General features: G+C 75.4%; 18 protein-coding genes. 11 read left to right on the plus strand and 7 right to left on the minus strand.

Annotated features, from left to right (window positions below; genetic code table 11):
* The first annotated feature begins 68 nt into the window (after positions 1-68).
* The 7 genes from OG994_RS29795 (at position 69) to nudC (ending at position 11,989) form a co-directional block, all read left to right on the plus strand.
* On the plus strand, positions 69-3,782 hold the full coding sequence (locus OG994_RS29795) for an ATP-dependent helicase (protein WP_328851657.1): 3,714 nt from the start codon (positions 69-71) through the stop codon (positions 3,780-3,782).
* 136 nt (positions 3,783-3,918) lie between these two features.
* Positions 3,919-7,311, plus strand: a complete 3,393-nt coding sequence (locus tag OG994_RS29800) for an ATP-dependent DNA helicase (RefSeq protein ID WP_328851658.1) — start codon at positions 3,919-3,921, stop codon at positions 7,309-7,311.
* A 196-nt stretch (positions 7,312-7,507) separates the two neighbouring features.
* Positions 7,508-7,711 (plus strand): transcription antiterminator/RNA stability regulator CspE, encoded by a 204-nt coding sequence (cspE, locus tag OG994_RS29805; protein ID WP_120329001.1) that lies wholly within the window; start codon positions 7,508-7,510, stop codon positions 7,709-7,711.
* 239 nt (positions 7,712-7,950) lie between these two features.
* Positions 7,951-8,148 (plus strand): hypothetical protein, encoded by a 198-nt coding sequence (locus tag OG994_RS29810; RefSeq protein WP_328851659.1) that lies wholly within the window; start codon positions 7,951-7,953, stop codon positions 8,146-8,148.
* Positions 8,149-8,355: 207 nt separating this feature from the next.
* Positions 8,356-9,666 (plus strand): M16 family metallopeptidase, encoded by a 1,311-nt coding sequence (locus tag OG994_RS29815; RefSeq protein ID WP_120329002.1) that lies wholly within the window; start codon positions 8,356-8,358, stop codon positions 9,664-9,666.
* A gap of 35 nt (positions 9,667-9,701) precedes the next feature.
* Positions 9,702-11,033, plus strand: coding sequence for a M16 family metallopeptidase (locus OG994_RS29820; protein WP_120329003.1), 1,332 nt, complete (start codon positions 9,702-9,704; stop codon positions 11,031-11,033).
* Positions 11,030-11,989 carry an NAD(+) diphosphatase gene (nudC, locus tag OG994_RS29825; RefSeq protein WP_328851660.1) on the plus strand — a complete coding sequence of 320 codons (960 nt, stop codon included), beginning with the start codon at positions 11,030-11,032 and terminating at the stop codon, positions 11,987-11,989. Before OG994_RS29820 ends, nudC begins: the two co-directional genes overlap by 4 nt.
* Positions 11,990-12,224: 235 nt before the next feature.
* On the opposite strand, the gene OG994_RS29830 is transcribed toward nudC, so the two are convergent.
* From OG994_RS29830 to OG994_RS29840, 3 genes are all read right to left on the minus strand, one after another.
* Positions 12,225-12,488, minus strand: a complete 264-nt coding sequence (locus tag OG994_RS29830; RefSeq protein ID WP_328851661.1) for a hypothetical protein — start codon at positions 12,486-12,488, stop codon at positions 12,225-12,227.
* Between the two features lie 214 nt (positions 12,489-12,702).
* Positions 12,703-12,936, minus strand: coding sequence for a DUF397 domain-containing protein (locus OG994_RS29835; RefSeq protein ID WP_120329005.1), 234 nt, complete (start codon positions 12,934-12,936; stop codon positions 12,703-12,705).
* A gap of 73 nt (positions 12,937-13,009) precedes the next feature.
* Entirely contained in the window at positions 13,010-13,990 is a 981-nt protein-coding gene (locus OG994_RS29840) for a helix-turn-helix domain-containing protein (protein ID WP_120329006.1), read from the minus strand.
* A gap of 217 nt (positions 13,991-14,207) precedes the next feature.
* On the opposite strand from OG994_RS29840, the gene OG994_RS29845 reads away from it, so the two are divergent.
* A complete protein-coding gene (locus OG994_RS29845) occupies positions 14,208-15,461 on the plus strand; it encodes an MFS transporter (RefSeq protein WP_407942555.1) in 1,254 nt (417 codons plus the stop codon).
* 66 nt (positions 15,462-15,527) lie between these two features.
* Here OG994_RS29845 and OG994_RS29850 read toward each other — a convergent pair whose 3' ends face one another.
* Positions 15,528-15,773, minus strand: a complete 246-nt coding sequence (locus tag OG994_RS29850; RefSeq protein WP_120329008.1) for a mycoredoxin — start codon at positions 15,771-15,773, stop codon at positions 15,528-15,530.
* Positions 15,774-15,866: 93 nt separating this feature from the next.
* Here OG994_RS29850 and OG994_RS29855 point away from each other — a divergent pair, with 93 nt between their 5' ends.
* The 3 genes from OG994_RS29855 to OG994_RS29865 all read left to right on the plus strand — a co-directional run bounded on the left by OG994_RS29855 (position 15,867) and on the right by OG994_RS29865 (position 18,908).
* The gene (locus OG994_RS29855) at positions 15,867-18,029 is read left to right on the plus strand and encodes an ATP-dependent DNA helicase UvrD2 (RefSeq protein WP_328851663.1); all 2,163 of its coding nucleotides are present in this window, start codon (positions 15,867-15,869) and stop codon (positions 18,027-18,029) included.
* A gap of 124 nt (positions 18,030-18,153) precedes the next feature.
* Entirely contained in the window at positions 18,154-18,408 is a 255-nt protein-coding gene (locus OG994_RS29860; RefSeq protein WP_328851664.1) for a hypothetical protein, read from the plus strand.
* 134 nt (positions 18,409-18,542) lie between these two features.
* Positions 18,543-18,908: a WhiB family transcriptional regulator gene (locus tag OG994_RS29865; RefSeq protein ID WP_120329011.1), complete on the plus strand. Its 366-nt coding sequence runs from the start codon at positions 18,543-18,545 to the stop codon at positions 18,906-18,908.
* Between the two features lie 315 nt (positions 18,909-19,223).
* On the opposite strand, the gene OG994_RS29870 is transcribed toward OG994_RS29865, so the two are convergent.
* From OG994_RS29870 to OG994_RS29880, 3 genes are all read right to left on the minus strand, one after another.
* Positions 19,224-20,570 carry an ABC1 kinase family protein gene (locus tag OG994_RS29870; protein WP_120329013.1) on the minus strand — a complete coding sequence of 449 codons (1,347 nt, stop codon included), beginning with the start codon at positions 20,568-20,570 and terminating at the stop codon, positions 19,224-19,226.
* A gap of 189 nt (positions 20,571-20,759) precedes the next feature.
* Positions 20,760-21,812, minus strand: a complete 1,053-nt coding sequence (locus OG994_RS29875) for a hypothetical protein (protein WP_328851665.1) — start codon at positions 21,810-21,812, stop codon at positions 20,760-20,762.
* A 208-nt stretch (positions 21,813-22,020) separates the two neighbouring features.
* On the minus strand, positions 22,021-22,188 hold the full coding sequence (locus OG994_RS29880) for a DUF5679 domain-containing protein (protein WP_007072829.1): 168 nt from the start codon (positions 22,186-22,188) through the stop codon (positions 22,021-22,023).
* Positions 22,189-22,641 lie beyond the last annotated feature (453 nt).

Genomic DNA, 22,641 nt, shown 5'->3' on the forward strand with positions numbered 1-22,641 from the left:
CGGGGTGACGGGGGCCGGGGGCGGGGTGGTGCGCGGGGGGTGTCGGAGGGGCGTGGTGGGATGGGCTGATGCAGGCGTACCGGTTGGTGCGTCGGCCCGCGGGGCCGACCGAGGAGGTCAGCCGGCCCGCTGGGCCGAGCGACGGGTCCGGCCGGCCTTCGGGGTCGGGTGACGGGTCCGGCCGGCCTTCGGGGCCGGGCGACGGGTCCGGCCGGCCTTCGGGGTCGGGTGACGGGTCGTCGGGTGGGCTGACCGACGGGGCCGGGCCGGCCGCTGCGGTTGCGCGGGGCGACGCGGCGCGGAGTGGCGCCGGAGCCGGTGAGCGCCCGGGAGGCACGTCGCCCGGGCCGGTCGCCGGCGCGACCTGGCGGGCCGATCCCGTGCAGGCCGAGGTGATCGCGCACACCGACGGGCCGATGCTGGTGGTCGGCGGGCCGGGCACCGGCAAGACCAGCACGCTGGTCGAGGCGGTGGCCGCGCGGGTGGCCGAGGGGGTCGACCCGGAGCGCATCCTGGTGCTCACGTTCGGCCGTCGGGGCGCCCAGGCGCTCCGCCACCGGATCGAGGCCCGGGTGGCGCGCGACGGTCACCGGGTGCTCCGCGAGCCGCTGGTGCGCACGTTCCCGGCGTACGCCTTCGGGCTGCTGCGTCGCGCGGCCGCCGAGCGGGGCGAGCCGTCGCCCCGGCTGCTCACCGGCCCCGAGCAGGATCTGATCATCCGCGAGCTGCTGGACGTGGTGGGCGAGGAGCCGGGGGACGACCCGGTCGGCTGGCCGGAGGACCTGCGGCCCGCGCTGCGTACCCGGGCCTTCGCCGCCCAGCTGCGGGACCTGCTGATGCGCGCCGCGGAACGCGGGGTGGGCCCCGTCGAGCTGGCCCGGCTGGGCGAGAAGCTCGGCCGTGCCGACTGGCCGGCCGCCGCGCGCTTCCTGCGGGAGTACGTGGCCGTGCTGGCGCTGCGGGACGTGAGCAACCGCGGCTCGATCGCGTACGACCCGGCCGAGCTGGTCCGGGCCGCCACCGGGATGCTCCGCGACGACGAGGAGCTGCTCGCGGCGGAGCGGCGCCGGCTGGCGTACGTGTACGTCGACGAGCTGGCCGACACCGACCCGGCGCAGCTCGACCTGCTCGCGGTGGTGGCGGGCGGGGGCAAGCCGCTGGTGGCGTTCGCCGATCCGGACTCGTCCACGTACGCCTTCCGCGGCGCCGACCCGGCCGGCGTGACGACCTTCCCGCACCGCTTCCGGACGGCCTCGGGCGCGCCGGCGGCGCAGGTGCTGCTCACCACCGCCTACCGGGCGGGCCCCCGTCTGCTGGCCGCGACGGGACGGGTGGCGCGCCGGCTGCGCGGCCCGGCGGCGCACCGGCGGCTGCGGCCGCTGCCCGACGCGCCGCCCGGGTCGGTGGAGGTGCACACCTTCCGCTCGGCGACCAGCGAGGCGGCCTGGTTGGCGCACACGCTGCGCGCGGCCCACCTGCTGGACGGCGTGCCCTGGTCGGAGATGGCCGTGCTGCTCCGGTCGACCGCGCTCCAGCTGCCCACCCTCCAGCGGGCGCTGCACGCGGCCGGAGTGCCGACGGTGGTGCACGGTGAGGACCTGCCCCTGCACCTGCAACCGGCCGTGGCGCCGCTGCTCCTGCTGCTGCGGTGCGCGCTGGAGCCGGCGCGGCTCGACGAGGAGGCGGCCGTCGCGCTGCTGCACTCCCCGCTGGGCGGCGCCGACCCGCTGGCCGAGCGGCGGCTGCGGCAGGGCCTGCGGGCCCTCGCGCTGGCCTCCGGTGACCGGCGACCCTCCGGCGAGCTGCTCGTGGAGGCGCTGCGCGACCCGGCCGAGCTGGCCGGCATCGACCGGCGCTGGGCCGAGCCGGCGCAGACCGTGGCCCGCCTGCTCGCCACCGCCCGGGAGGCCGCCGCGCGGCCCGGCGCCACCGCCGAGGACGTCCTCTGGGCGGTGTGGCAGGCCAGCGGCCTGGCCGAGCGGTGGGCGGGAGCGATCACGCGGGGCCGCCCGGTGGCCGGCGAGGGCGATCTCGCGCGGCGGCGCCGGGTGGAGGCGGCCGACCGCGACCTGGACGCCGTCATGGTGCTCTTCGACGCGGCGGCCCGGTTCACCGACCGGCTGCCCGGCGCGCGTACCGAGGTGTTCCTCGACCACGTGCTCGGGCAGGAACTCCCGGCCGACACCCTCGCCCCGACCGCCGAGCGGGGTGACGCCGTGCGGCTGCTCACCGCCCACGCCGCCAAGGGCCTGGAGTGGGACCTCGTCGCGGTGGCCGGCGTGCAGGAGGGCGTCTGGCCCGATCTGCGGTTGCGCGGCAGCCTGCTCGGCTCGGAGCGGCTGGTCGACGTGCTCGCCGGCCGTGCCGTCGGGGCGAACGGGCGGGCCACCGTGGTCGGGCAGACGTCGGCGCTGCTCGACGAGGAGCGGCGGCTGTTCCACGTCGCCGTGAGCCGGGCCCGGCGGCGGCTGCTGGTCAGCGCGGTCGCGTCGGCCTCGGTGGGCGGCGACGACCACGAGGAGCAGCCGAGCCGCTTCCTCTACGAACTCGGGCCCGCCGGCCCGGCCACGCCGCCCGGTGACGGCACCACCCCGCCCGGCCCGGACGACTCCACGCCGGCGGGCCCGCGCCCCGGCGCCGACGACCCGACCCCGTCCGGTCCGGGCCCCGACGCCCCCACCCCGCCCGGTCCGCGTCCGGGCGCCGACGGCACCGATCCGCCGGCCGCCGACGACGACGCGGACGCGCCACCGCCCCGCGGTGCGTTGCCGGTCACCCGGCCACCGCGCGCGCTCACGCTGCCGGCGCTCGTCGCCGAGCTGCGGACCGCCGTGGTCGACCCGGCCGCGCCGTACGCCCGGCGTCGGGCCGCGGCCGCGGAGCTGGCGCGGCTCGCCGCCGCCGGGGTGCCCGGCGCGCACCCGGACGACTGGTGGGGGCTGCGGCCGCTCTCCGACGACCGTCCACTGGTGGACGAGGGGGAGCCGGTCCGGGTGACCCCCTCGGCGATGGAGAGCGCCCTGCGGTGCAGCCTGCGCTGGCTGCTGGAGCGGCACGGCGGCAGCGCGCCGGCCAGCACCGCGCAGGGGGTCGGCAACCTGGTCCACGCCGCCGCGATGCTCGCGGAGGACGCCAGCGCCGACCGGGGCGCGCTGCTGGACTACGTGGCCGCCAGGTTCGACGCGATCGAGCTGGCGGCGCGGTGGATGGCCGGCCCGGAGCGGGCGCGCGCCGAGGCGATGGTCGACAAGCTGCTGCGCTGGCTGGCCAGCAACCCGCGCCGGCTGCTCGCGATCGAGCACGAGTTCGCCGTACGTCTCGACGACCCGCACCGGCCCGTGGAGCTGACCGGCCGTGTGGACCGGTTGGAGGTCGACGCGGAGGGGCGGCTGGTGGTGGTCGACCTGAAGACGGGCAAGTCCACGGCGGTGACCGGCAGCGACCTGGCCGAGCATCCGCAGCTCGGCGCGTACCAGGCGGCGGTCGAGGCGGGCGCGTTCGCCGAGTTCGGCGAGGAGCCGGGCGGCGCCGCGCTGGTGCAGCTCGGCACCACGGCGAAGGACGCGAAGGAGCAGAGCCAGCCGCCGGCCGGGCAGGGGCCGGAGCCCGGGTGGGCGTCCGCCCTGGTGCGCCGCACCGCCGACACGATGGCCGCCGCCACCTTCGCGGCCGTCGCGAACTCGAAGTGCCGGGTGTGCCCGGTGCGGACCAGCTGCCCGGTGTCGGGGCAGGGCCGGCAGGTCGTCGAGCCGCCGGCCGTGCGCCCGGAGCGCGGGGAGTGAGCGCCGCACACGGCCGGACGGCCGCGGCGCGCGTCGGAGCCCGACCCGGACCCGGCGGTGCGGGAGCGGGCCGCGCCGAGCCGTGCCGGGCCGGCGCGAGCTTGCGCGTCCCGAGGTCGCGGACTAGGACGGGACCGTGACCCAACCCGCCCTGTTCGGGGCCGCGGCCCCGGCGCCCCGGGTGGCCGACGCCGGACCCCGGTACACGCCGTTCGAGCTGGCCCGGCTGCTCCGGCTGCCGGCGCCCACCCGCGAGCAGGCGGCGATCATCGCCGCCCCGGTGGAGCCGTTGCTGGTGGTCGCGGGCGCCGGTTCCGGCAAGACGGAGACGATGGCCGCCCGGGTGGTCTGGCTGGTGGCGAACTCGTACGTCCGCCCCGAGCAGGTGCTGGGGCTCACCTTCACCCGCAAGGCCGCCGGTGAGCTGGCGCACCGCGTGCGTACGCGGCTCGACCAGCTGATCCGCCGGTTGGGCCGGCGGGAGCGGGATCCGCTGGACGACCCGCTCGCCGGTGACCCGACGATCGCCACCTACCACTCGTACGCGGGCCGGATCGTCGCCGAGCACGGGCTGCGCGCCGGCTACGAGCCGTCCACCCGGCTGCTCACCGAGGCGTCCCGCTGGCAGCTCGTCGACCTGCTGGTGCGCAACTACGACGGCGACATGTCCGAGGTGGACCGGATGCCGAGCACCATCACGGACGCCGTTCTCGCGCTGGCCGGCGAGCTGGACGAGCACCTGGTCGACCCGGACGAGCTGGCCGCCTGGACCGGCCGGTTCTTCGCGGAGGTGCAGGCACACCCCGGTCGCGTCTACGCGGACGTCAAGAGGTCGCTCCAGCTCCAGCAGACCCGCCTGAAGCTGCTGCCGCTGGTGCGGGCGTACGCCCGGCGCAAGGAGGACTTCGAGGCGATGGACTTCGCCGACCAGCTGGCCCGGGCCGCCCGCGTGGCCCGGGACCACCCGGGGGTCGGCGAGATCGAGCGGGACCGGTACCGGGTGGTGCTGCTCGACGAGTACCAGGACACCAGCCACGCCCAGGTGGTGCTGCTCACCGCCCTCTTCGGCGATGGACACCCGGTGACCGCCGTCGGTGACCCGTGCCAGTCGATCTACGGCTGGCGCGGCGCGTCGGCGGGGACGCTCGACCGGTTCCCCACCGTGTTCGCCCGCCGCGACGGCACGCCCGCTCCCGCGCTCAGCCTCACCACGAGCTGGCGCAACCGTCCGGAGATCCTCGCCGTGGCGAACGCCCTCGCCACTCCGCTGCGCGCCGCCGGCGCGCGGGTGCCGGAGCTGCACGCCGCGCTCAGCGTGCGCGACCCGATCCCGCACCGCAGCCCGCGCGGGGCCGCCGGCGGCACCGTGCACTGCGCGCTGCTGGAGACGTACGCCGACGAGGCGGCGTGGATCGCCGACAGCGTGCTGGCGGCGTGGCGCGGTGCCGCCCGCATGCCCGACGCGCTGCCCGAGCACATCCCCGTCGCCCAGCGGCCGACCACCGCCGTGCTGGTCCGGGTGCGCAGCCAGATCCCGGCCATCGAGGCGGCGCTGCGCGAGCGCGGTCTGCCCGTCGAGGTGGTGGGCCTGGGCGGCCTGCTCGACACCCCGGAGGTGCGGGACGTCGTCTGCACGCTGCGGGTGCTGGCCGACCCGACCGACGGTGCGGCGCTGCTGCGGCTGCTCACCGGGGCGCGCTGGCGGATCGGGCCGCGGGACCTCGTGGCCCTGCACCGCCGCGCCCGGGCCATCGCCGCGGGGCGGCGGCAGCTGGCCGGCGACGGCACACCGGAGATCACCCCGGACCGGCTGGACGAGGCGACGCTGGTCGAGGCGCTGGCCGACCTGGGCCCGGCGCAGCAGTACTCGGCCGAGGGGTACGCGCGGCTGCGCGCGTACGGCCAGGAGCTGGCGCTGCTCCGCTACCGGCTGGACCAGTCCCTGCCGGACCTGATCGCGGACGTCGAGCGGACCATCGGCCTGGACGTGGAGGTAGCGGTCCGGGCCGGCCGCGACGGCGCCGGTGACGCGGGCCTGGCCCGGGGTCACCTGGACGCGCTCGGCGACGTGGCCGCCCGGTTCAGCGGGGAGACGCCGGGGGCCACGCTCTCGGCGTTCCTCGCGTACCTCGCCGCCGCCGAGGACGAGGAGCGCGGTCTCGCCCCGGGCGAGGTCGAGGTGGTCGAGGGCGCCGTGCAGGTGCTCACCGCGCACGCCGCGAAGGGTCTGGAGTGGGACGTGGTGGCGGTCGCCGGCCTCAGCCGGGGCGTCTGGCCGGGCCCGGTGCGCAACTCCGACCACTGGCTGGGTGGGTTGGGTGTGCTGCCGTTCCCGCTGCGTGGCGACGCCGACGGGCTGCCCCGGTTCGACCTGACCGAGGTGACCGACCAGCGCGGGGTCGCCCGGGCGTTGACGGACTTCGTCGACGACTGGCGGGCGCACGACGAGCGGGAGGAACGGCGGCTGGCGTACGTCGCGGTGACCCGTCCGCGCCGGTTGCTGCTCTGCTCCGGCTACTGGTGGGGGGAGGGGACCAAGCGTGCGCGCGGTCCGTCGGTCTTCCTCCAGGAGGTGTACGACGCCTGCCTGGACGGCGGGCCGGGGCACCTGGTCGACGTGTGGGTTCCCGAGCCCGCGCCGGACGCGGTCAACCCGACCACCGACGTGGTGCTGCGCGCGGAGTGGCCGGCTGATCCGCTCGGCGCGCGCCGGCCGGCGCTGGCGGAGGCCGCCGCGATGGTCCGCCGGTTCCTGGCCGACGGCGGTGGGGACGCCGCGGAGGATCCGGGTACGGACCCGGTGGCCGACGATCCGGAGGTGGCGCGCTGGCGCTGGGAGGCTGACCTGCTGCTGGCCGAGCGGGCCGAGCTGACCCGCGCCTCCGGTGCGGTCGAGGTGGCGCTGCCCGGCCAGCTGACCGTCACCCAGCTGGTGGCGTTGCGCCGTGACCCGGCCGCACTGGCCCGTACGCTGCGCCGGCCGCTGCCCAGCGAGCCCAACCCGTACGCCCGGCGCGGCACGGCGTTCCACGCCTGGCTGGAGCAGCGTTTCGGCGCCGACCGCCTGCTCGACGTGGACGAGCTGCCCGGCGCCGCCGACGCGGACGCCGCGCCGGACGAGGCCCTCGCCGAGCTCCAGGAGCGGTTCCTGGCCAGCGAGTGGGCCGAGCGGGTACCGGTGGAGGTGGAGGTCCCGTTCGCCACGGTCGTCGCCGGGGTGGTGGTCCGGGGCCGGATGGACGCCGTGTTCGCCCGCCCCGGCGGGCGGTTCGACGTGGTGGACTGGAAGACCGGCGCGCAGCCCAGCGGCCCGGCGGCGGAGGCGGCGGCCGTGCAGTTGGCCGTCTACCGGCTGGCCTGGGCGGAGCTGGCCGGCGTGCCGGTCGACCGGGTCGGGGCGGCGTTCCACTACGTGCGGGACGGTGTGACCGTGCGGCCGGCGGACCTGCTCGACGAGGCCGGGCTCACCGCGCTGATCCTCGCCGTGCCCGAGGGTGCGGATCGGCCTGCGGCCCCGGCCCGGCCGTGATACGTTGGGCGCGTTGCAGTTTTGGTTTCCAGAGACTCTGTGTGCGCCTGGCGGGATTGTGGCCCCAGGCGCTCTTTGTTGTGTCCGGAGTTCTCCGGACGGGGCGACCAGCAGCGACAGGCGGTCCACGCGCGACGTGGGCGGCCACCCCGGGCCCGCAGCAGGTGCGGGTCCGACGTTCCGTCAGGGAGACGAAATGGCAATTGGCACGGTCAAGTGGTTCAACGCTGACAAGGGCTTCGGGTTCATCACCCCGGACGACGGCGGCGCCGACGTCTTCGCCCACTTCTCGGCGATCCAGACCTCCGGCTACCGGTCGCTGGACGAGAACCAGCGGGTCGAGTTCGAGGTGACGCAGGGCCAGAAGGGCCCGCAGGCGGCGAACATCCGTCCGCTCTGACCCTCGGCTGATCCGCATGACCCGCCGCCGCGCCCCTCGGGCGCGGTGACGACCGGTCCGTCGACGGCCCGGTCCCCGCGACGGGGACCGGGCCCGGGCGGACCGTTGGCGTCCCCGGCGTTGAGTCGTCAATCAGCACCCGATCCGTCGGGTGGGCGACTGCGCGGCGCACCGGACTGGTCGATGCTGCCCCGGGGGGACGACGCCGGGCAGGGGGGTCCGGCGCGGAGGGAGTGACCATGGCGGGCGACACCGGGCCCGGCACCGCGGGGCGCGAGCTGTTCCTCGTGCTCGCGGTGGCGGTCGTCGGCCTGCTGCTCGCCGTGGTCGCGGCCTTCACGCCGTGGCACGCCGCCGTGGTGGGATCCGCTCCCGCCGGCCTGGTGGAGATGCACGTCCCGGACGATCCGGGTTCCGCTCCGGGCGGCTCGCACTGAGCCGACCGGTGGCCGTGCCGTCGAGACGGCGCAACGCCCGTGAGGGGTGGGCGTGGCCGGGGCGGCGCGTGGGCGTGGTCGGGCCGACGGGGCATCGGCCCGACCACGCCCCTCGACAGCCGACCCGGCGCGCGGATCCGGCGGCCCGGTGGCCGCGCCTGCGGAGGTCGCGGGTGGCGGAGGTGCCGACGCGCTAGGGTCGTTCCCGTGGCGGCGCGGAGATCGAGAATTCCAGCGACGAAGTATCCGGTCGAGCGGTTCACCCTCGACAACGGCCTGCGGGTGGTCCTCACCCCGGACCGCAGCGCCCCGGTCATCGGGGTCGCGGTCGTCTACGACGTCGGCATCCGTTCCGAGCCGGAGGGGCGGACGGGCTTCGCCCACCTCTTCGAGCACCTGATGTTCCAGGGCTCGGAGAACCTGGAGAAGCTGGCCCACTTCCGGCACGTGCAGGGGGCCGGGGGCACCTTCAACGGCTCGACCCACCTGGACTACACCGACTACTTCGAGACGCTCCCGAGCAACGCCCTGGAGCGCGCGCTCTTCCTCGAGGCCGACCGGATGCGCGGCCCTCGCCTCACCGAGGAGAACCTGCGCAACCAGGTGGACGTGGTCAAGGAGGAGATCCGGGTCAACGTCCTCAACCGGCCGTACGGCGGGTTCCCGTGGCTGACCCTGCCACCGGTCATGTTCGACACGTTCCCGAACGCGCACGACGGCTACGGCTCCTTCGACGACCTGGAGTCCGCGACCGTCGCCGACGCGGCCGACTTCTTCCAGCGCTACTACGCCAGCGGCAACGCGGTGCTCGCGGTCAGCGGCGACATCGACGTGACCGAGGCGACCGCCCTGATCGAGCGGCACTTCGGTGACGTGCCGGCCCGGCCCGCGCCGCGGCGCCCCGACTTCGCCGAGCCCGACCTCACCGCCGAGCGGCGCACCTCGTACGCCGACAAGCTCGCGCCGTTGCCGGCCGTGGCCAGCGCCTGGCGCGTCCCGGACCCGATCACCGACTTCGCCGGCTACCTGCCGTACGTGGTCCTGGCCGAGGTCCTCACCGATGGCGACGCCTCGCGACTGGTCGAGCGGCTGGTGCAGCGGGACCGGACCGTCACGAGCCTGGGCGGCTACCTCGGTTTCATGGGCGACCCGTTCGACGTCCGCGACCCGACGGCACTGCTCCTCCAGGCCCACCTGCCGCCCGGCGGTGACGTGGACAAGGTGCTGCGCACCGTCGACGAGGAACTGGACCGGTTGGCCACCGACGGGCTCACCGACGGCGAGCTGGCCCGCACCCAGGCCAGGATGGCGACCCACCTGCTGCGGGACACCGACGCGGTGCTCGGCCGGGCCCTGCGGATGGCGGTGCTCGAACAGCAGCGCGGCGAGCCGGGCCTGCTCAACGACCTGCCGCGGCTGGTCGGCGAGGTCACCGAGGAACAGGTACGCGAAGCGGCGGCCATGTTGCGGCCCGAGCGCCGGGCGTCCATCGAGGTCATCGCGGGAGGGGCCCGGTGAGCGGGTCGGCGAGCGCCGCGAACGAAGGAGGAACGGTGACGGCAACCGTGGAGCCCGGGCCGCGGAGCCTGCCGCCGCTCGGCCCGACCCGCAAGCTCAAGCTGCCGAAGCAGGCGGAGCGGACGCTGGGCAACGGCCTCACGGTCATCGCGGTACGGCGGCCGGCCGTGCCGCTGGTCGAGCTGCGGCTCTGGGTGCCCTTCGGGCGTGCCCACCTGGCCCGCGGGGCCATGCTGGCGCAGACCATCCTGTCCGGCACCGAGACCCACACCGCCACGCAGATCGCCGCCGAGCTGCAGAAGGTCGGCGGGGGGCTCGCCGCCGGCATCGACCCGGACCGGCTCATGCTCACGGGGGCGAGCCTCGTGAGTGGCCTGGGCCGGATGTTGGAGCTGCTCGCCGACGTGCTGACCGGCGCCGTCTATCCCGCCGACTGGGTGGCGACCGAACGGGACCGGCTCATCGACCGGATCCAGGTCGCCCAGAGCCAGCCCGCCCACCTGGCGCGCACCGCGCTGCTCAAGCGGATCTACGGTCGGCACCCGTACGCGGTGCAGACCCCGGAGCCCGACCACGTGCGTGCCGTGCGGCCGCCGGTGCTGCGCCGGCTGCACGCCGAGCGGGTGCACCCGGCCGGGGCGGTGCTCGTGCTGGTCGGCGACGTCCACCCCGAGCGGGTGCTGGACGCCGCCGAGCAGGCGCTGTCCGGCTGGAAGGGCGACGGGCAGCCCGTCGACCTGCCGCCCGCCCCGCCGCTGGAGCCGGGCCCGCTGCTGCTCGTGGACCGGCCGGGGTCGGTCCAGTCGTCGCTGCGGATCGCGCTGCCGGCGGTGCCCCGGACCCATCCCGACCACGCGGCGCTGCAACTGGCCAACCTGATCTTCGGCGGCTACTTCTCCTCCCGCTGGGTGGAGAACATCCGCGAGGACAAGGGCTACACGTACGGGCCGCACTCGCTCATCGAGCACTCGGTGGCCGGGTCGGTGCTGGTCGCCGCCGCCGAGGTGGCCACCGAGGTGACCGCGCCGGCGCTGCTGGAGACGACGTACGAGCTGGGCCGGCTGGCGTCGCTCGCGCCGAAGGAGGAGGAGCTGGAGCAGGCCCGCCAGTACGCGCTCGGCACGCTCCAGCTCGGCATGTCCACCCAGGCCGGCCTGGCCGCGCTGGTCAGTGCGTACGCGGGCAACGGGCTGCGCCTCGACTTCCTGGCCGAGCACGCGGCCCGGCTGGCGAAGGCCACCGTCACGGACGTGGCCGAGGCGGCCGAGCGCTACCTGGCGCCCGCGAAGGCGGTCGCCGTGGTGCTCGGTGACGCCGAGCGGATCGCCCCCTCGCTCGCGGCACTGACCCCGGTCGAAACGGTATGAGCGGAGAGCAGGCGCCACCGCTGGCCCGCTCCACGCTGGACCGGGCCGCCCACCGCCGCACCGACCCGGCGTGGCTGGCCGAGGCGTGGCTGCGGGCCCGGGTGCTGGTGCTGGACTCGACGGCGGGGGGTCGCACGCTGGTGCGTACCGACACGAACCCGCCGGTGCTGGTCCTGCTCGGCGCGGGCGACCTGCCACCGGGCTCCGAGGCCGGCGCCATGTTCCTCGGGGTCGAGCCCGACGGGGTCCCCGTCTTCGCCGTGGACGTCCCGCTCCCGGCGCTGCCCGGCACCCGGGCGGTCGGCCTCCGCGACGTCGGCCACCTGCTCGCCGACCGGGACGCCGGGCTGTTCACGACGGCTCTGGCGCTGCTCAACTGGCATCTGCGGCACATCTACTCCTCGACCACGGGCGCGCCGACCGAGATGGACGAGGCGGGCTGGTCCCGGATCGACCGCAACGGCGAGCGGGTCTGGCCGCGTACCGACCCGGCCATGATCGTGCTCGTGCACGACGGCGTGGCGGGCCTGGAGGGGCGGTGCCTGCTGGGCAACAACGCCGCCTGGCCGAGCACGCCGGGGGAGCGGCGGTTCTCCTGCCTGGCCGGATACATCGAGCCGGGCGAGTCGGCCGAGGCCGCCGTGCTGCGCGAGGTCCGCGAGGAGGTCGACGTCGGGGTCGAGACGATCACGTACGTGGGGAGCCAGGCCTGGCCGTTCCCCGGCTCGCTGATGCTCGGCTTCCTCGCCACCGCCGACCCGGAGCACCCGGTGCGGGTCGACCCCACCGAGATCGCGTACGCCCGGTGGTTCACCCGGGCGGAGATCGGTGCGGCGCTCGCCGGGCGGACCGTGGACGTCGGGGGCGGCGCCCGGCTGGTGCTGCCGCCGCCGTCGTCGATCGCCCTGTTCCTCATCCACCGCTGGCTCGACGGCTGGGCCGACGCGAGGCGCTGAGCCGGGTTCGTCGCGTCCCGGCCCGTGGCCGCCGCGGCGCGGTCGGGCTCGGACCCGCAACGCGGCGGTGCCGAGCTTGTTCGCCGCGGCGCGGCCGCGCCCGGTCCGCCGCCGACGTGCTGTCCCGGCCCGTGACCGTCGTTGCCGCGGCGGCCACGGGCCGGGGACACGGACCGTCGTGGTCGGTGGGCGAGGAACACGGCGGGGGAGCCGGTCCGGCCACGACGGACGTCTCTCAGGTGGCGGCCGACCCTCGGGCGGGTCGGTGGTCGTGGAGCGGCAGCACCTTGACCCGTTGTCGGCCTGCGCGTACCGCGCCGACGGAGGCGAGGGCGCGGGCCAGCAGGAGCGCCGCATCGCGGTCCTCGGCGTGGACGACCTGCCGGCGCGGCTCGGGCGCGGTCGTCTCGTCCCGCAGCCGGTGGCCGCCGGCCCAGGCGGCGGCGATCTCCGCGTCGGCCATGGCGCGGATGTCGGTGCGAACGATCAGGAACCGCATGGGCGTCTCCGGGTGAACGGCGACCGGTGAGTCGGTGTGCAAGTTCCACGCCACTCACTCGTCATGTTACGCCCCGTGAATGTCCCAGCAAGTGAAACTCGACTATCGGTTCGGAAGGTCGCCCGATCAGTCGATGGCTGGTCAGGGCCGCCGGGGTGCCCACAGACGACGGGGCCGCCGGCGGCGTGCCGGCGGCCCCCTGCGGTGTCCGGGGTCAGTTCACGTCGAACTGGCCCCGCTTCGTGCCGGCGATGAAGCCGAGCCAGCCGGCCCGGTCGAACAGCAGCACCGGGCCGCCGCGGTCCTTGCTGTCGCGCAGCGCGACGGCGGCCGGGCCGCTGCCCAGCGGGGCGACCTCGACGCAGTTCGAGGTCTGACTGCGGGTGCTCTTGCGCCACGGGGCGTCCGCCAGGTGCTGGGCGAGGACTGTGTTGCGGATCTCGTTCATGGTTCCGTGCTCCATTCGAACCACACCGATGGGACGAGTGGCCCGCACGCCCCGACGGAGGGTCCCCCGTGGATCACCGTTCCGTCAGCCGCCCCGGACGTGGACGTCGTTGAACCGGCGCCGTTGCCGGCCCGTACGCCACTGTGGACGGAGCGCCCGCCCCGGTCAGCCGTCCCGTCGCCTCGATCAGCCAGGAGAGGGTGTCCGAGGCGGAGAGTGCCGCCGTACATAGCCACTCGAACACCACTTTATAGCGATTTAGGGTTTTTGCCTCGGTCGACATGACGTCGGTGAAGCCACCTTCGATGGCGACGGTCTCCGGATCGAGCGGATCGGCGAACCGGTAGAGGGAGAAGGCGGTCGGCGGGAGGTACCAGTCGCCGACGCGGGTGTCGCGCGGCAGCACGTGCAGGGTGACGTTCGGCAGCAGCGCCAGCTCGCAGAGCTGCACCAACTGCTCGTGGAGCACCTCGGGCGGGCCAGCCCGCCGGCCGAGCGCCGCCTCTTCGAGCACGGCCGTGTAGCGGGGCGCGTCGGGCTCCCGCGTGAGCAGCGACTGCCGGGCCAGCCGGGCCTTCACCTCGGTCTCCGGCTCCTCGGCCGGATCCGCGTCGCCGGCGCGCTCGCCGACCTGTCGGGCCGACACGATCCGCATCCGGGCGTAGCCGGGCGTCTGCAGCAGCCCCGGCACGAGCACGGGGTTGTACTCGGAGATCTCGGCGCACCCCGCCTCGAGCTCGGCCCAGCTGCGCTGCTGCTGCGTCATCACGGGGAAGTTCTTCAGCCAGCCCCGCATGTCGCCGGCTTCGGAGGTGATGCCGAGAAGCTCCTTGCGCAGCACCTCATCGGCCCCGTAGAGATCGAGCAGGGTGCGCACGTCGTCCGGATCCGGTCGGCTGCGGCCGTTCTCCAGGCGGGACAGCTTCGAGGCGGAGGCCCAACCGATCCGCTCGATGACCTGGTCCCCGGTGAGGCCCGCGGCCTCGCGCAGCCGGCGCAACTCGGTGCCCAGCCTGCGGCGCCGCAGGATCGGGCTGGGTGAGGCAGGAGGCAAGGGTGTCCTCTTTCCCGTCGACCGACGCTGACGCGACGGTAACTGTATGAAGTTCGCCCCCCACAGCCAGTATGGACGCCGTGGTCGGCGTCGGCAGTCCGGTGGGGGGCGTGTCTTGCAGAAAAGAGATCGGCACGGCCGGCCGGCCGAGGCCGGGCCACCGCGACCACGCCCGAGACCGTGCCCGCCCGGCGGGCCGCCGCGAGCCGGAGGATCCATGCGCACCGTCCTGCGCCGCCCCGAGTTCCGCCTGCTCTTCTGCGGGCTGCTGGCCAGCATGACGGCGGAGTCGATCCTCCTGCTCGCGCTCGCCATCTGGGTCAAGGACCTGACCGGCTCCGACGGTCTCGCCGGCGCCACGATCTTCGCCGTCATCGCGCCGATGACGCTCGCGCCGCTGGTCGGCTGGTTCGTCGACCGGCACCCCCGCCGGCCGTTCTTCGTGCTGGCGAACCTCGTGACCGCCGTGCTGCTCGCCCCGCTCTTCCTGGTGCGCGACCGGGCCGACGTGTGGATCGTCTACGCGGTGGCGGCCCTCTACGGGCTCTCGCACCTGGCCCTGGGCGCCGCGCTCAGCGGGCTGATCCGGGAACTGGTGCCCGTCGAGCTGCTCGCCGACGCGAACGGCGTGCTGCAGACCGTACGCCAGGGGCTGCGGCTGATCGGTCCGCTCGCCGGCGCCGGGCTCTACGCCGCCGTCGGCGGCGCGGCGCTGGCCGCCGTGGGCGTGCTCGGGTTCCTGGCCGCGGCCGCCGTCGTGGGCACGCTGCGGACCGGGGCGACGCGACCGACCGGGCCGGGCCCGCGGTGGCCGGCCGACATCGGCAGCGGCCTCCGGCACCTGGCCGGCGAGCCGGCGATGCGCCGGGCCGTGCTCGGCTACGGTCTCGGGTCGCTGGTGATGGGCTTCACCGAGTCACTGATCTTCGCGTACGTCGACCAGGGGCTCCGCCGCGACGCCGCGTTCGTCGGGGTGCTCGTGACCGTGCAGGGCGTCGGCGGCCTGGTCGGCGGGCTCTGCTCGCCCGCCGCGGTCCGGCGTCTCGGCGAGGTGGGCACGCTCGCCGCCGGGGTGGCGTTCTTCGGGCCGGCGGCGCTGGCGCTCGCCTACCCCGACCTGCGGCTCGGCGTGCCGGCGGTGCTGCTGGCCGGCGTCTCGATCCCGCTGACCATGGTCGGCCTGCACACGCTCGTCCAGCGGCGTACTCCGCCGCGGATGCTCGGCCGGGTCGCGGCCGCCACCGAGGCGGTGGTCAGCGGGCCGCAGGCGCTCTCGATCGGCGTCGGCGCGCTGCTGGTCGGCGCGTTCGACTACCGCCTGCTCTTCCTGCTGACCGGCGTGGCCACGCTGCTCGCGGGCGCGTACCTCTGGCGCGCGCGCCACCTCACACCGCCCGGCCGCCCCCGGATCCCCGCGCCGCGCCGGCCCGTCGACGTCGTCGGGGCGGCACGCCGGCAGCGCGGACGATGACGACCGTCGGCCGCAGACGCCGAGAGGGTGGCCGTCCGGCGGGACGGCCACCCTCTCGTGGCGTGCTCAGGCGGCGGCGATGGCGGCCAGGTGCTGCTTGACCTGCGTGATCGACGGGTTGGTGAGCGCGCTCCCGTCGTCGAAGCGCAGGGTCGGCACCGTCTGGTTGCCGCCGTTGACGCTCATGACGAACTCCGCGGCCTGCGGGTCCTGCTCGATGTCGACCACCTCGTACCCGATGCCCTCCCGGTCCAGCTGCGACTTGAGCCGGTGGCAGTAGCCGCACCACGAGGTGGAATACATCGTCAGCATCGTCAGGTCCTCCCACTGCTCCGCCCGGCGGCTTGCCGATCAAGCCGAGGCTAACCGCTGCAACGTCCGGCGTTGCTGCCAGAATTCCTGGCTGTGGCGGTTCACTCAGGGGCGGAGCGGGTGCTGGCCGGGCTGGATCCCGAGCAGCGCTCCGCGGTGACCGCGCCGGCCGGGCCGGTCTGCATCCTCGCCGGCGCCGGTACCGGCAAGACCCGGGCGATCACCTCGCGGATCGCGCACCGCGCGCTCACCGGTGAGATCTCGGCCCGGCACGTGCTCGCCGTCACCTTCACCGCCCGCGCCGCCGCCGAGATGCGGGCGCGGCTCACCACGCTCGGGGTGCCCGGCGTGCAGGCGCGCACCTTCCACGCCGCGGCCCTGCGCCAGGTGCGCTACTTCGCGCCCCGCCTCCTCGACGGTCGGGCCATGCCCGAGCTGCTGGACAGCAAGGTCCGGTTGGTGACGCTCGCCGCCGCCCGGGTCGGCCTGCGCGCCGACCGCGCCGCCGCCCGCGACCTCGCCGGTGAGATCGAGTGGGCCAAGTCGTCCCTCGTCGAACCGGGGGAGTACGTGGTGGCGGCGGCCAAGGCGCTGCGGGAGACGCCGCACGAGCCCGCGAAGGTCGCCGAGGTCTTCGCGGCGTACGAGCGCCTCAAGCGCGGCAACGGGGTGATCGACTTCGAGGACATGCTGCGCGCCGCCGTCTGGGGGATCGAGGAGCACGCCGACGTCGCCGAGCAGGTGCGGGCGCAGTACCGGCACTTCGTGGTCGACGAGTACCAGGACGTCAACCCGTTGCAGCAACGCCTTCTGGACGCGTGGCTCGGCGGCCGGGACGACCTCACGGTGGTCGGCGACGCCAGCCAGACCATCTACTCCTTCACGGGGGCCACCTCGTCGTACCTCATCGACTTCCCCCGCCGCTACCGGGACGCCGTGGTGGTCCGACTCGTCCGCGACTACCGGTCCACGCCGCAGGTCGTCGGGCTCGCCAACGCGGTGATCTCGCAGGCCCGGGGCACCGAGGCCCGGCTGCGGCTGGAACTGCGGGGGCAGCGTCCGCCCGGCCCGGAGCCGGAGCTGCGGATCTTCACCGACGAGCCGGCCGAGGCCAGCGCCGTCGCCACCCGGGCCCGCGCCCTCATCGACGCCGGCACGCCGGCCCGCGAGATCGCCGTGCTGTTCCGCACCAACGCCCAGTCGGAGGCGTACGAGAAGGCGCTCACCGAGGCCGAGGTGCCGTACGTGGTGCAGGGCGCGGAGCGGTTCTTCGAGCGGGCCGAGGTGCGGCAGGCGATGGTCGCTTTGCGCGCCGCCACCCGCTCCATCCCCGGGGAGACGCCACTGCCCGCCGCCGTGGTCGAGGCGCTCGCCGCCGTCGGCTGGGCGCCGGACGCGCCGCCGGCCGGGGGCGCCGCCCGGGAACGCTGGGAGGCGCTCGCCGCCCTCGTGCAGCTCGCCGAGGAGTACGCCGCCGCGCCCGCCGTGCTGCCGATCGGGGAGGCGGCGTCCGTCGAACGCCCGGTGACCCTGGCCGACTTCACCGAGGAGCTGCACCGGCGGGCGAGCCAGCAGCACGCGCCGACGGTGGAGGGGGTGACCCTCGCCTCACTGCACTCGGCCAAGGGCCTGGAGTGGGACGCCGTGTTCCTCGTCGGGCTCTCCGAGGGCACCCTGCCCACCACGTACGCCCGGACGGCCGAGCAGGTGGAGGAGGAGCGCCGGCTGCTCTACGTGGGGATCACCCGGGCGCGGGAGTGGCTCTGGCTGTCGTACGCGGTGGCCCGCTCGCCGGGCGGGCGGGCCCGGCGGCCGTCCCGCTTCCTGCCCCAGCTCGACCGCGGTGGCGGTGGCGAGCGGGCCCGCGGCACGGTCCCCGGAACCCGGCCGGAGCGGCGCCGCACGCAGGTCGTCTCCTGCCGGATCTGCGGCGCGACGCTGCTCGCGGGCCCGGAGCGCAAGCTCGGCCGGTGCGCGACCTGCCCGTCCGACATCGACGAGGAGCTGCACGAGCGGCTGCGGGAGTGGCGGCGGCGGGTGGCCGAGGCGCAGCGCGTCCCCGCCTACGTGGTCTTCACCGACGCCACGCTGACGGCCCTGGCCGAGCGGCGGCCGCGCCGGCCCGAGGAACTGATCGCGATCGCCGGGATCGGCCCCCGCAAGCTGGGCCTCTACGGCGAGTCGGTGCTGGCGCTGGTGGAAGGAGCGACGGTCGAGGCCGTCTGCTCGCAGAAAACTTTCGAAATCGAGCCGTAAATTCGTTTGCCCTCGCGGCCCGGCGAGGAATAGCCTCATGGCACACCTCGCGAGCGGCGCCATTCGGGCTGCTCACGAGGGGTAGGCCCAGCCGATTCGAGGAGCACCGAGGGAGGTGGCACCAATGGAGATCTTCACCTACGAGCGTCCGGCGGCGCTGCCTGCTGCCGTCGCTCCGCTGTCGGCTGTCCGGGTGGCCCTCGCGGCTACGCGACCGTCGGTTCCGCAGGTGCACCAGGTCGAGGCTCAGGCCGAGCTGATCCTCGCCGCCGCGCCGAACGGGCTCCGGGGGACCAGTGGCTTCACGGGCATGGACGTCGATGGCGCCAAGAAGCGCATGGACGTCCGCGGCGTTCCACCTCGAGGTAGACCGGTCTGATCACCAGACCGACCGGCTCACCTCGAGGCCGCGGAACCCGCATACCGGGATCCGCGGCCTCAGTTTTTTGTCCCGCCCGAAGTAGTCGGAAGTAGCGATCCACGAGATCGAAGTGAGAGAGAGGTGACCGGGCGATGAGTCTGGCGTTGGCCTCGCTCGACGTGAACGTCGAGGTCGAGGCGAACCTGCCCTGCCGGAAGTTCGACCCCGACCTGTGGTTCTCCGACTCGCCCACCGAGCTGGAGCTGGCCAAGTCGCTCTGCGGGGACTGCCCGCTGCGCGTCGAGTGCCTGGCCGGTGCGGTCGAGCGGTCCGAGCCCTGGGGCGTCTGGGGCGGCGAGATCTTCGAGCGTGGCGCGGTCGTCCCGCGCAAGCGGCCCCGTGGCCGCCCGCGCAAGGAGGACGTCGCCCGCGACGCGGCGCTCCGGGTCGAGGCCGAGGCGCGCCTGGCGGCCAGTGGGCTGTCCCAGGGGCGCAACGCGGTTCGGCTGGTGGCCTGACATGAACCCGATCCGATCCAGCTACGCCGGTGTCGCACCGGTGACGAATGAGACCACGATGCTGCACGTCCCGAACGGAGCCGTAGAAATGCAACTACTTCACGAAGCGTTGTCCCGGGCCCGAATGCGCCGGCCTCAGGCCGGCACCACCACGCGCACTGAGGCAGCCCGATCCGCCCGTACCGTCGCCATGGACAGCCGCCGGAAGGCGGCCCGCGACCTGGGCGTTCTCTGACACCCACCGAACGCGAGGGGCGGGTGGCCGGTCACCGGCCGCCCGCCCCTCGCCCTGTCCGATCCGGCGCGGCGCCGCGCTCAGGCGACCGGCGCGAAGCCGGGCAGCCAGCGCTCCAGGATGCTCCGGTACGGCGCCTTGGCCTCCAGCTGGCAGAGCACGCCGATCGACCCGAGGGTGACCCGGTGGATGAGCAGGTACGACGGCGGCAGGTTGAGCTGCCGGCCGAGCTGGTAGGCGGGTGACCGGGGGCTGGCCAGCCGCGCGGCCTCGGCGCGCAGCCAGGCGCGGGTGAAGCGGAACTCCTCGGCGGCCACCGGCTCCAGCATCGGCCGCAGGTAGTCGAGCACCGCCTGGGCGTCGATCGGTTCGGTCTGGCTGAGGAAGCCCTCGGAACGGAGACCCTCGACGACCGCGTCCGCCTCGCCCCGCAGGGCCAGCCCGGCCAGCCGGCCGATCGGCTCCGGGGTGCCCTCCGGCATCCGGGCCACGGCGCCGAAGTCGATCACGCCGAGGCGGCCGTCGGGGAGCAGCCGGAAGTTGCCCGGGTGCGGATCCGCGTGCAGCAGCCCGGCCCGCATCGGCGCGGAGAGGTGCAGCTCGGCCATCAGCCGGCCCGCCTCGTCGCGCTGTTCCTCGGTGCCCTCCCGGATGATGTCGGCCAGCGGCGTTCCCTCGACCCACTCGGTGACGAGCACCCGCGGTGCGGCGGCGACCACGGCGGGGATGTAGATGTCCGGGTCGTCGGCGTACGCGGCGGCGAAGGCCCGCTGCGACTCGGCCTCCAACTCGTAGTCGAGCTCCTCGGTGATGCGCTCCCGCAGCTCGGCGAGGAGCGGCTTGACGTCCAGGCCGGGCTGGATCGCCCGGAGCATCCCGCCGAGCCGCGAGAGCTGCTTCAGGTCGGAGAGCAGCGCGTCCCCGGCCCCCGGGTACTGGATCTTGACGGCCACGTCCCGGTGCTGGGGTGCGCCCGCCGGCCCGTACCCCGGGTCGCGCCACACGGCGCGGTGGACCTGCCCGATGCTCGCCGCCGCGGAGGGGGTGTCGTCGAACGAGACGAAGCGGTCCCGCCAGTCCGGGCCGAGCTGCTCGGTCAGCACCTTGTGCACGCTCGCCACGGGCAGCGGCGGCGCCGCCTCCTGGAGCTTCGTGAGGGCCTGCCGGTACGGGGCGGCGATCTCCTCCGGCAGTGCCGCCTCGAAGACCGACATCGCCTGCCCGAACTTCATGGCCCCGCCCTTGAGCTGGCCCAGAACGCTGAAGAGTTGCTCCGCGGTGCGCTGCTGGATCTCCGCGGAGATCACGTCGGACGCGAGCCCCGTGACGCGCTTTCCCATGCCGAGGACGGTCCGGCCGGCGAAGCCGAGCGGCAGTGCGGCGAGCTTGGCGGTCCGGGACACGGCCCGGCGCGGGATGTCGGTCACCCGGCCATTGTTACCGACTCGGCGGGTCCGCGGCTGCTGAGCGCGTCGGCACCCGTCGTTCGGTCCCGGACGCGCGGTCCGACTCCGGTCATCACGGGACACGGTGGGCGCGTCCGGACGGCCCTGACGGCGTGCCGTGGCTGGTCGCCGGGTCAGCGGGCACCGGTGCGGAACCGTGCCCGCCTCCGGTCAGCCGCGCTGGCGGGAGCACCCGCAGCGCGGGTGCGGCGGCCAGCCGCGGCGGCGGAACCGGGCGGGCCCGCCGATCTCCACGGCCCCGCCCACCGTCTCCGGGACGACGCCGTCGAGGTGGGCGAGCACCTCCGCGGCGGCGAACCCGGCGGCGGCGAGCAGGGTGGCGGTGGCGCCGGCCGGTGCGGGCTCCTCGCCGGCGAGCTGGGCGGCCAGCCGCGGCCAGTCCGGGTCGCGGTCGGCGCGGTGCAGGTCCACGCAGTTCAGGCACGGCCCGACCGGGGGCCGGACCATCGGCCCGATCACCGGCACGCCCTCGCGCATCGTGACGAGCAGGTGCGGCTGGCGGCGGCGGGCGTACGCGGCCGCGAGGAGGGCCGCCGGACGGTCCGTGCCGAGCTGCACCACCAGGTCGGCCCGCTCCGGCCGGCCGGTGAGCCCTCCGGTGCCGGGCGCCGACCGGGCGATCGCCTCGCGGACGGCGGAGGCGAGCGGGCGCCCGAGTTCCGCGGCCGGGATGCCCGTGCCGACGAGGTCGGCGGGGCGTACGGGCCCGGAGAGATCCGCGCCGATCTGCCCCACGCCGGCCTGGGCGAGCGCCACGGCGACCGCCGCGCCGGGCCGGCCGGCTCCCGTCACGAGCACCCGGGCCGCCCGCCGGCAGCGGAGCACCTGGGCCGGCGTGGCCGGCAGGCGGGGCGCGGCGAGACCGAGCGCGCCGGCCTCCGCGCCGAGCCGGGCCCGGGCCGGCCCCGCGAGGTCGCGGGGGAGCAGGTGGTGTCCGGGTACGACCAGCCCGGCGGCGCGCAGGGCGTCGAGCAGCGTACGGGCCTGCTCGGACCCGACGTCGGTGGCGAGCGGGTGGGCCAGCACACCGCGTTCGCTGCGCGTGCCGTCGAGCAGGTCCAGCAGCCGTGCGGCGCGCGGGTCGGCGAGGTCGACGAGGACGGCCCGCTCCGGCCCGACGCCCAACTGGAGGGTGTGCCGGTCACGCCAGAGGCGGGTCAGGCCGGGCACCAGCGTCGGGCGGGGGAGGGCGGCACGGCTCATGGCAACGAATGGTGACCGCGTCCGTGCGCTCCGTCGATCGTTGTCCACAGGTGTGGTGGGCCCTGTCCAGGGCTGTCCACAGGTATTTCCGGGTTATCCACAGCCCTCGTACGGCCGTGTCGGGCAGCCGACATCCGACGGCCTCCTGCCGGTCACGCCGACGGGGGAGGCGCGGGTCCACCGCCCTCCCCCGTCGACGCGAATCCGGTCAGACCTTGGCCTTGCCCAGGATGCGGTTCACTGTTGTGCCGCACACCGGGCACTTGCCCTTGGCCATGTTCATTCCGGTCTTCGAGACCTCGATGTGCCCCTCGAAGTCCCGCTTCTCCTTGCACTTGACGCAGTAACCGTTGTAGGTCTGGGCCTGGTCGGCCACGGTGCCCTCCTCGTCTCGTCCGCCGGCCGATGCCCGTTCCGGCGGTTGTCCCGGCGGCGGGCCACGCGGGGCGCCGGCGCTGGGTCTTACTCCTGCGGCCATCCACGTGGCCGCTGGTCCGCGGACCCTACCCAGGTGTGGGCGGTTCCATGTCAGCTGTGCGTCGACACTGTGAGGAAGCCGACCACGAGAGTGTGCATGGCGGATAACGTCGGATAAGTCACTTTGGCTGGGACACGCCGGGCGAACCCCGCAGATTGATCCACCCGGGATCGGCAGGTCGGGGTGGCCGCCTCGCCCGGGGCGCCCGCCGCCGGTGAGGTCGGGCCGACCCCGGGGCACCGCGGGGACGGGCCGGTTTTATGATCACCTACCGTGGAGCGGCGCGCCGCCGTCCCAGGTGGTGGCGGTGACGGGCCGCCACGAAGGGTGACGGTGGCCTCTTTCGGCGTC

This window comes from Micromonospora globbae, assembly GCF_036184225.1.
GTDB lineage: Bacteria > Actinomycetota > Actinomycetes > Mycobacteriales > Micromonosporaceae > Micromonospora > Micromonospora globbae.

Excerpts from the sequence above, each read along its gene's own strand:
- OG994_RS29795 (WP_328851657.1), top strand. The coding sequence starts at position 69 with ATGCAGGCGTACCGGTTGGTGCGTCGGCCCGCGGGGCCGACCGAGGAG.
- cspE (WP_120329001.1), top strand. The coding sequence starts at position 7,508 with ATGGCAATTGGCACGGTCAAGTGGTTCAACGCTGACAAGGGCTTCGGG.
- OG994_RS29810 (WP_328851659.1), top strand. The coding sequence starts at position 7,951 with ATGGCGGGCGACACCGGGCCCGGCACCGCGGGGCGCGAGCTGTTCCTC.
- nudC (WP_328851660.1), top strand. The coding sequence starts at position 11,030 with ATGAGCGGAGAGCAGGCGCCACCGCTGGCCCGCTCCACGCTGGACCGG.
- OG994_RS29830 (WP_328851661.1), bottom strand. The coding sequence starts at position 12,488 with ATGCGGTTCCTGATCGTTCGCACCGACATCCGCGCCATGGCCGACGCG.
- OG994_RS29835 (WP_120329005.1), bottom strand. The coding sequence starts at position 12,936 with ATGAACGAGATCCGCAACACAGTCCTCGCCCAGCACCTGGCGGACGCC.
- OG994_RS29845 (WP_407942555.1), top strand. The coding sequence starts at position 14,208 with ATGCGCACCGTCCTGCGCCGCCCCGAGTTCCGCCTGCTCTTCTGCGGG.
- OG994_RS29850 (WP_120329008.1), bottom strand. The coding sequence starts at position 15,773 with ATGCTGACGATGTATTCCACCTCGTGGTGCGGCTACTGCCACCGGCTC.
- OG994_RS29860 (WP_328851664.1), top strand. The coding sequence starts at position 18,154 with ATGGAGATCTTCACCTACGAGCGTCCGGCGGCGCTGCCTGCTGCCGTC.
- OG994_RS29865 (WP_120329011.1), top strand. The coding sequence starts at position 18,543 with ATGAGTCTGGCGTTGGCCTCGCTCGACGTGAACGTCGAGGTCGAGGCG.
- OG994_RS29875 (WP_328851665.1), bottom strand. The coding sequence starts at position 21,812 with ATGAGCCGTGCCGCCCTCCCCCGCCCGACGCTGGTGCCCGGCCTGACC.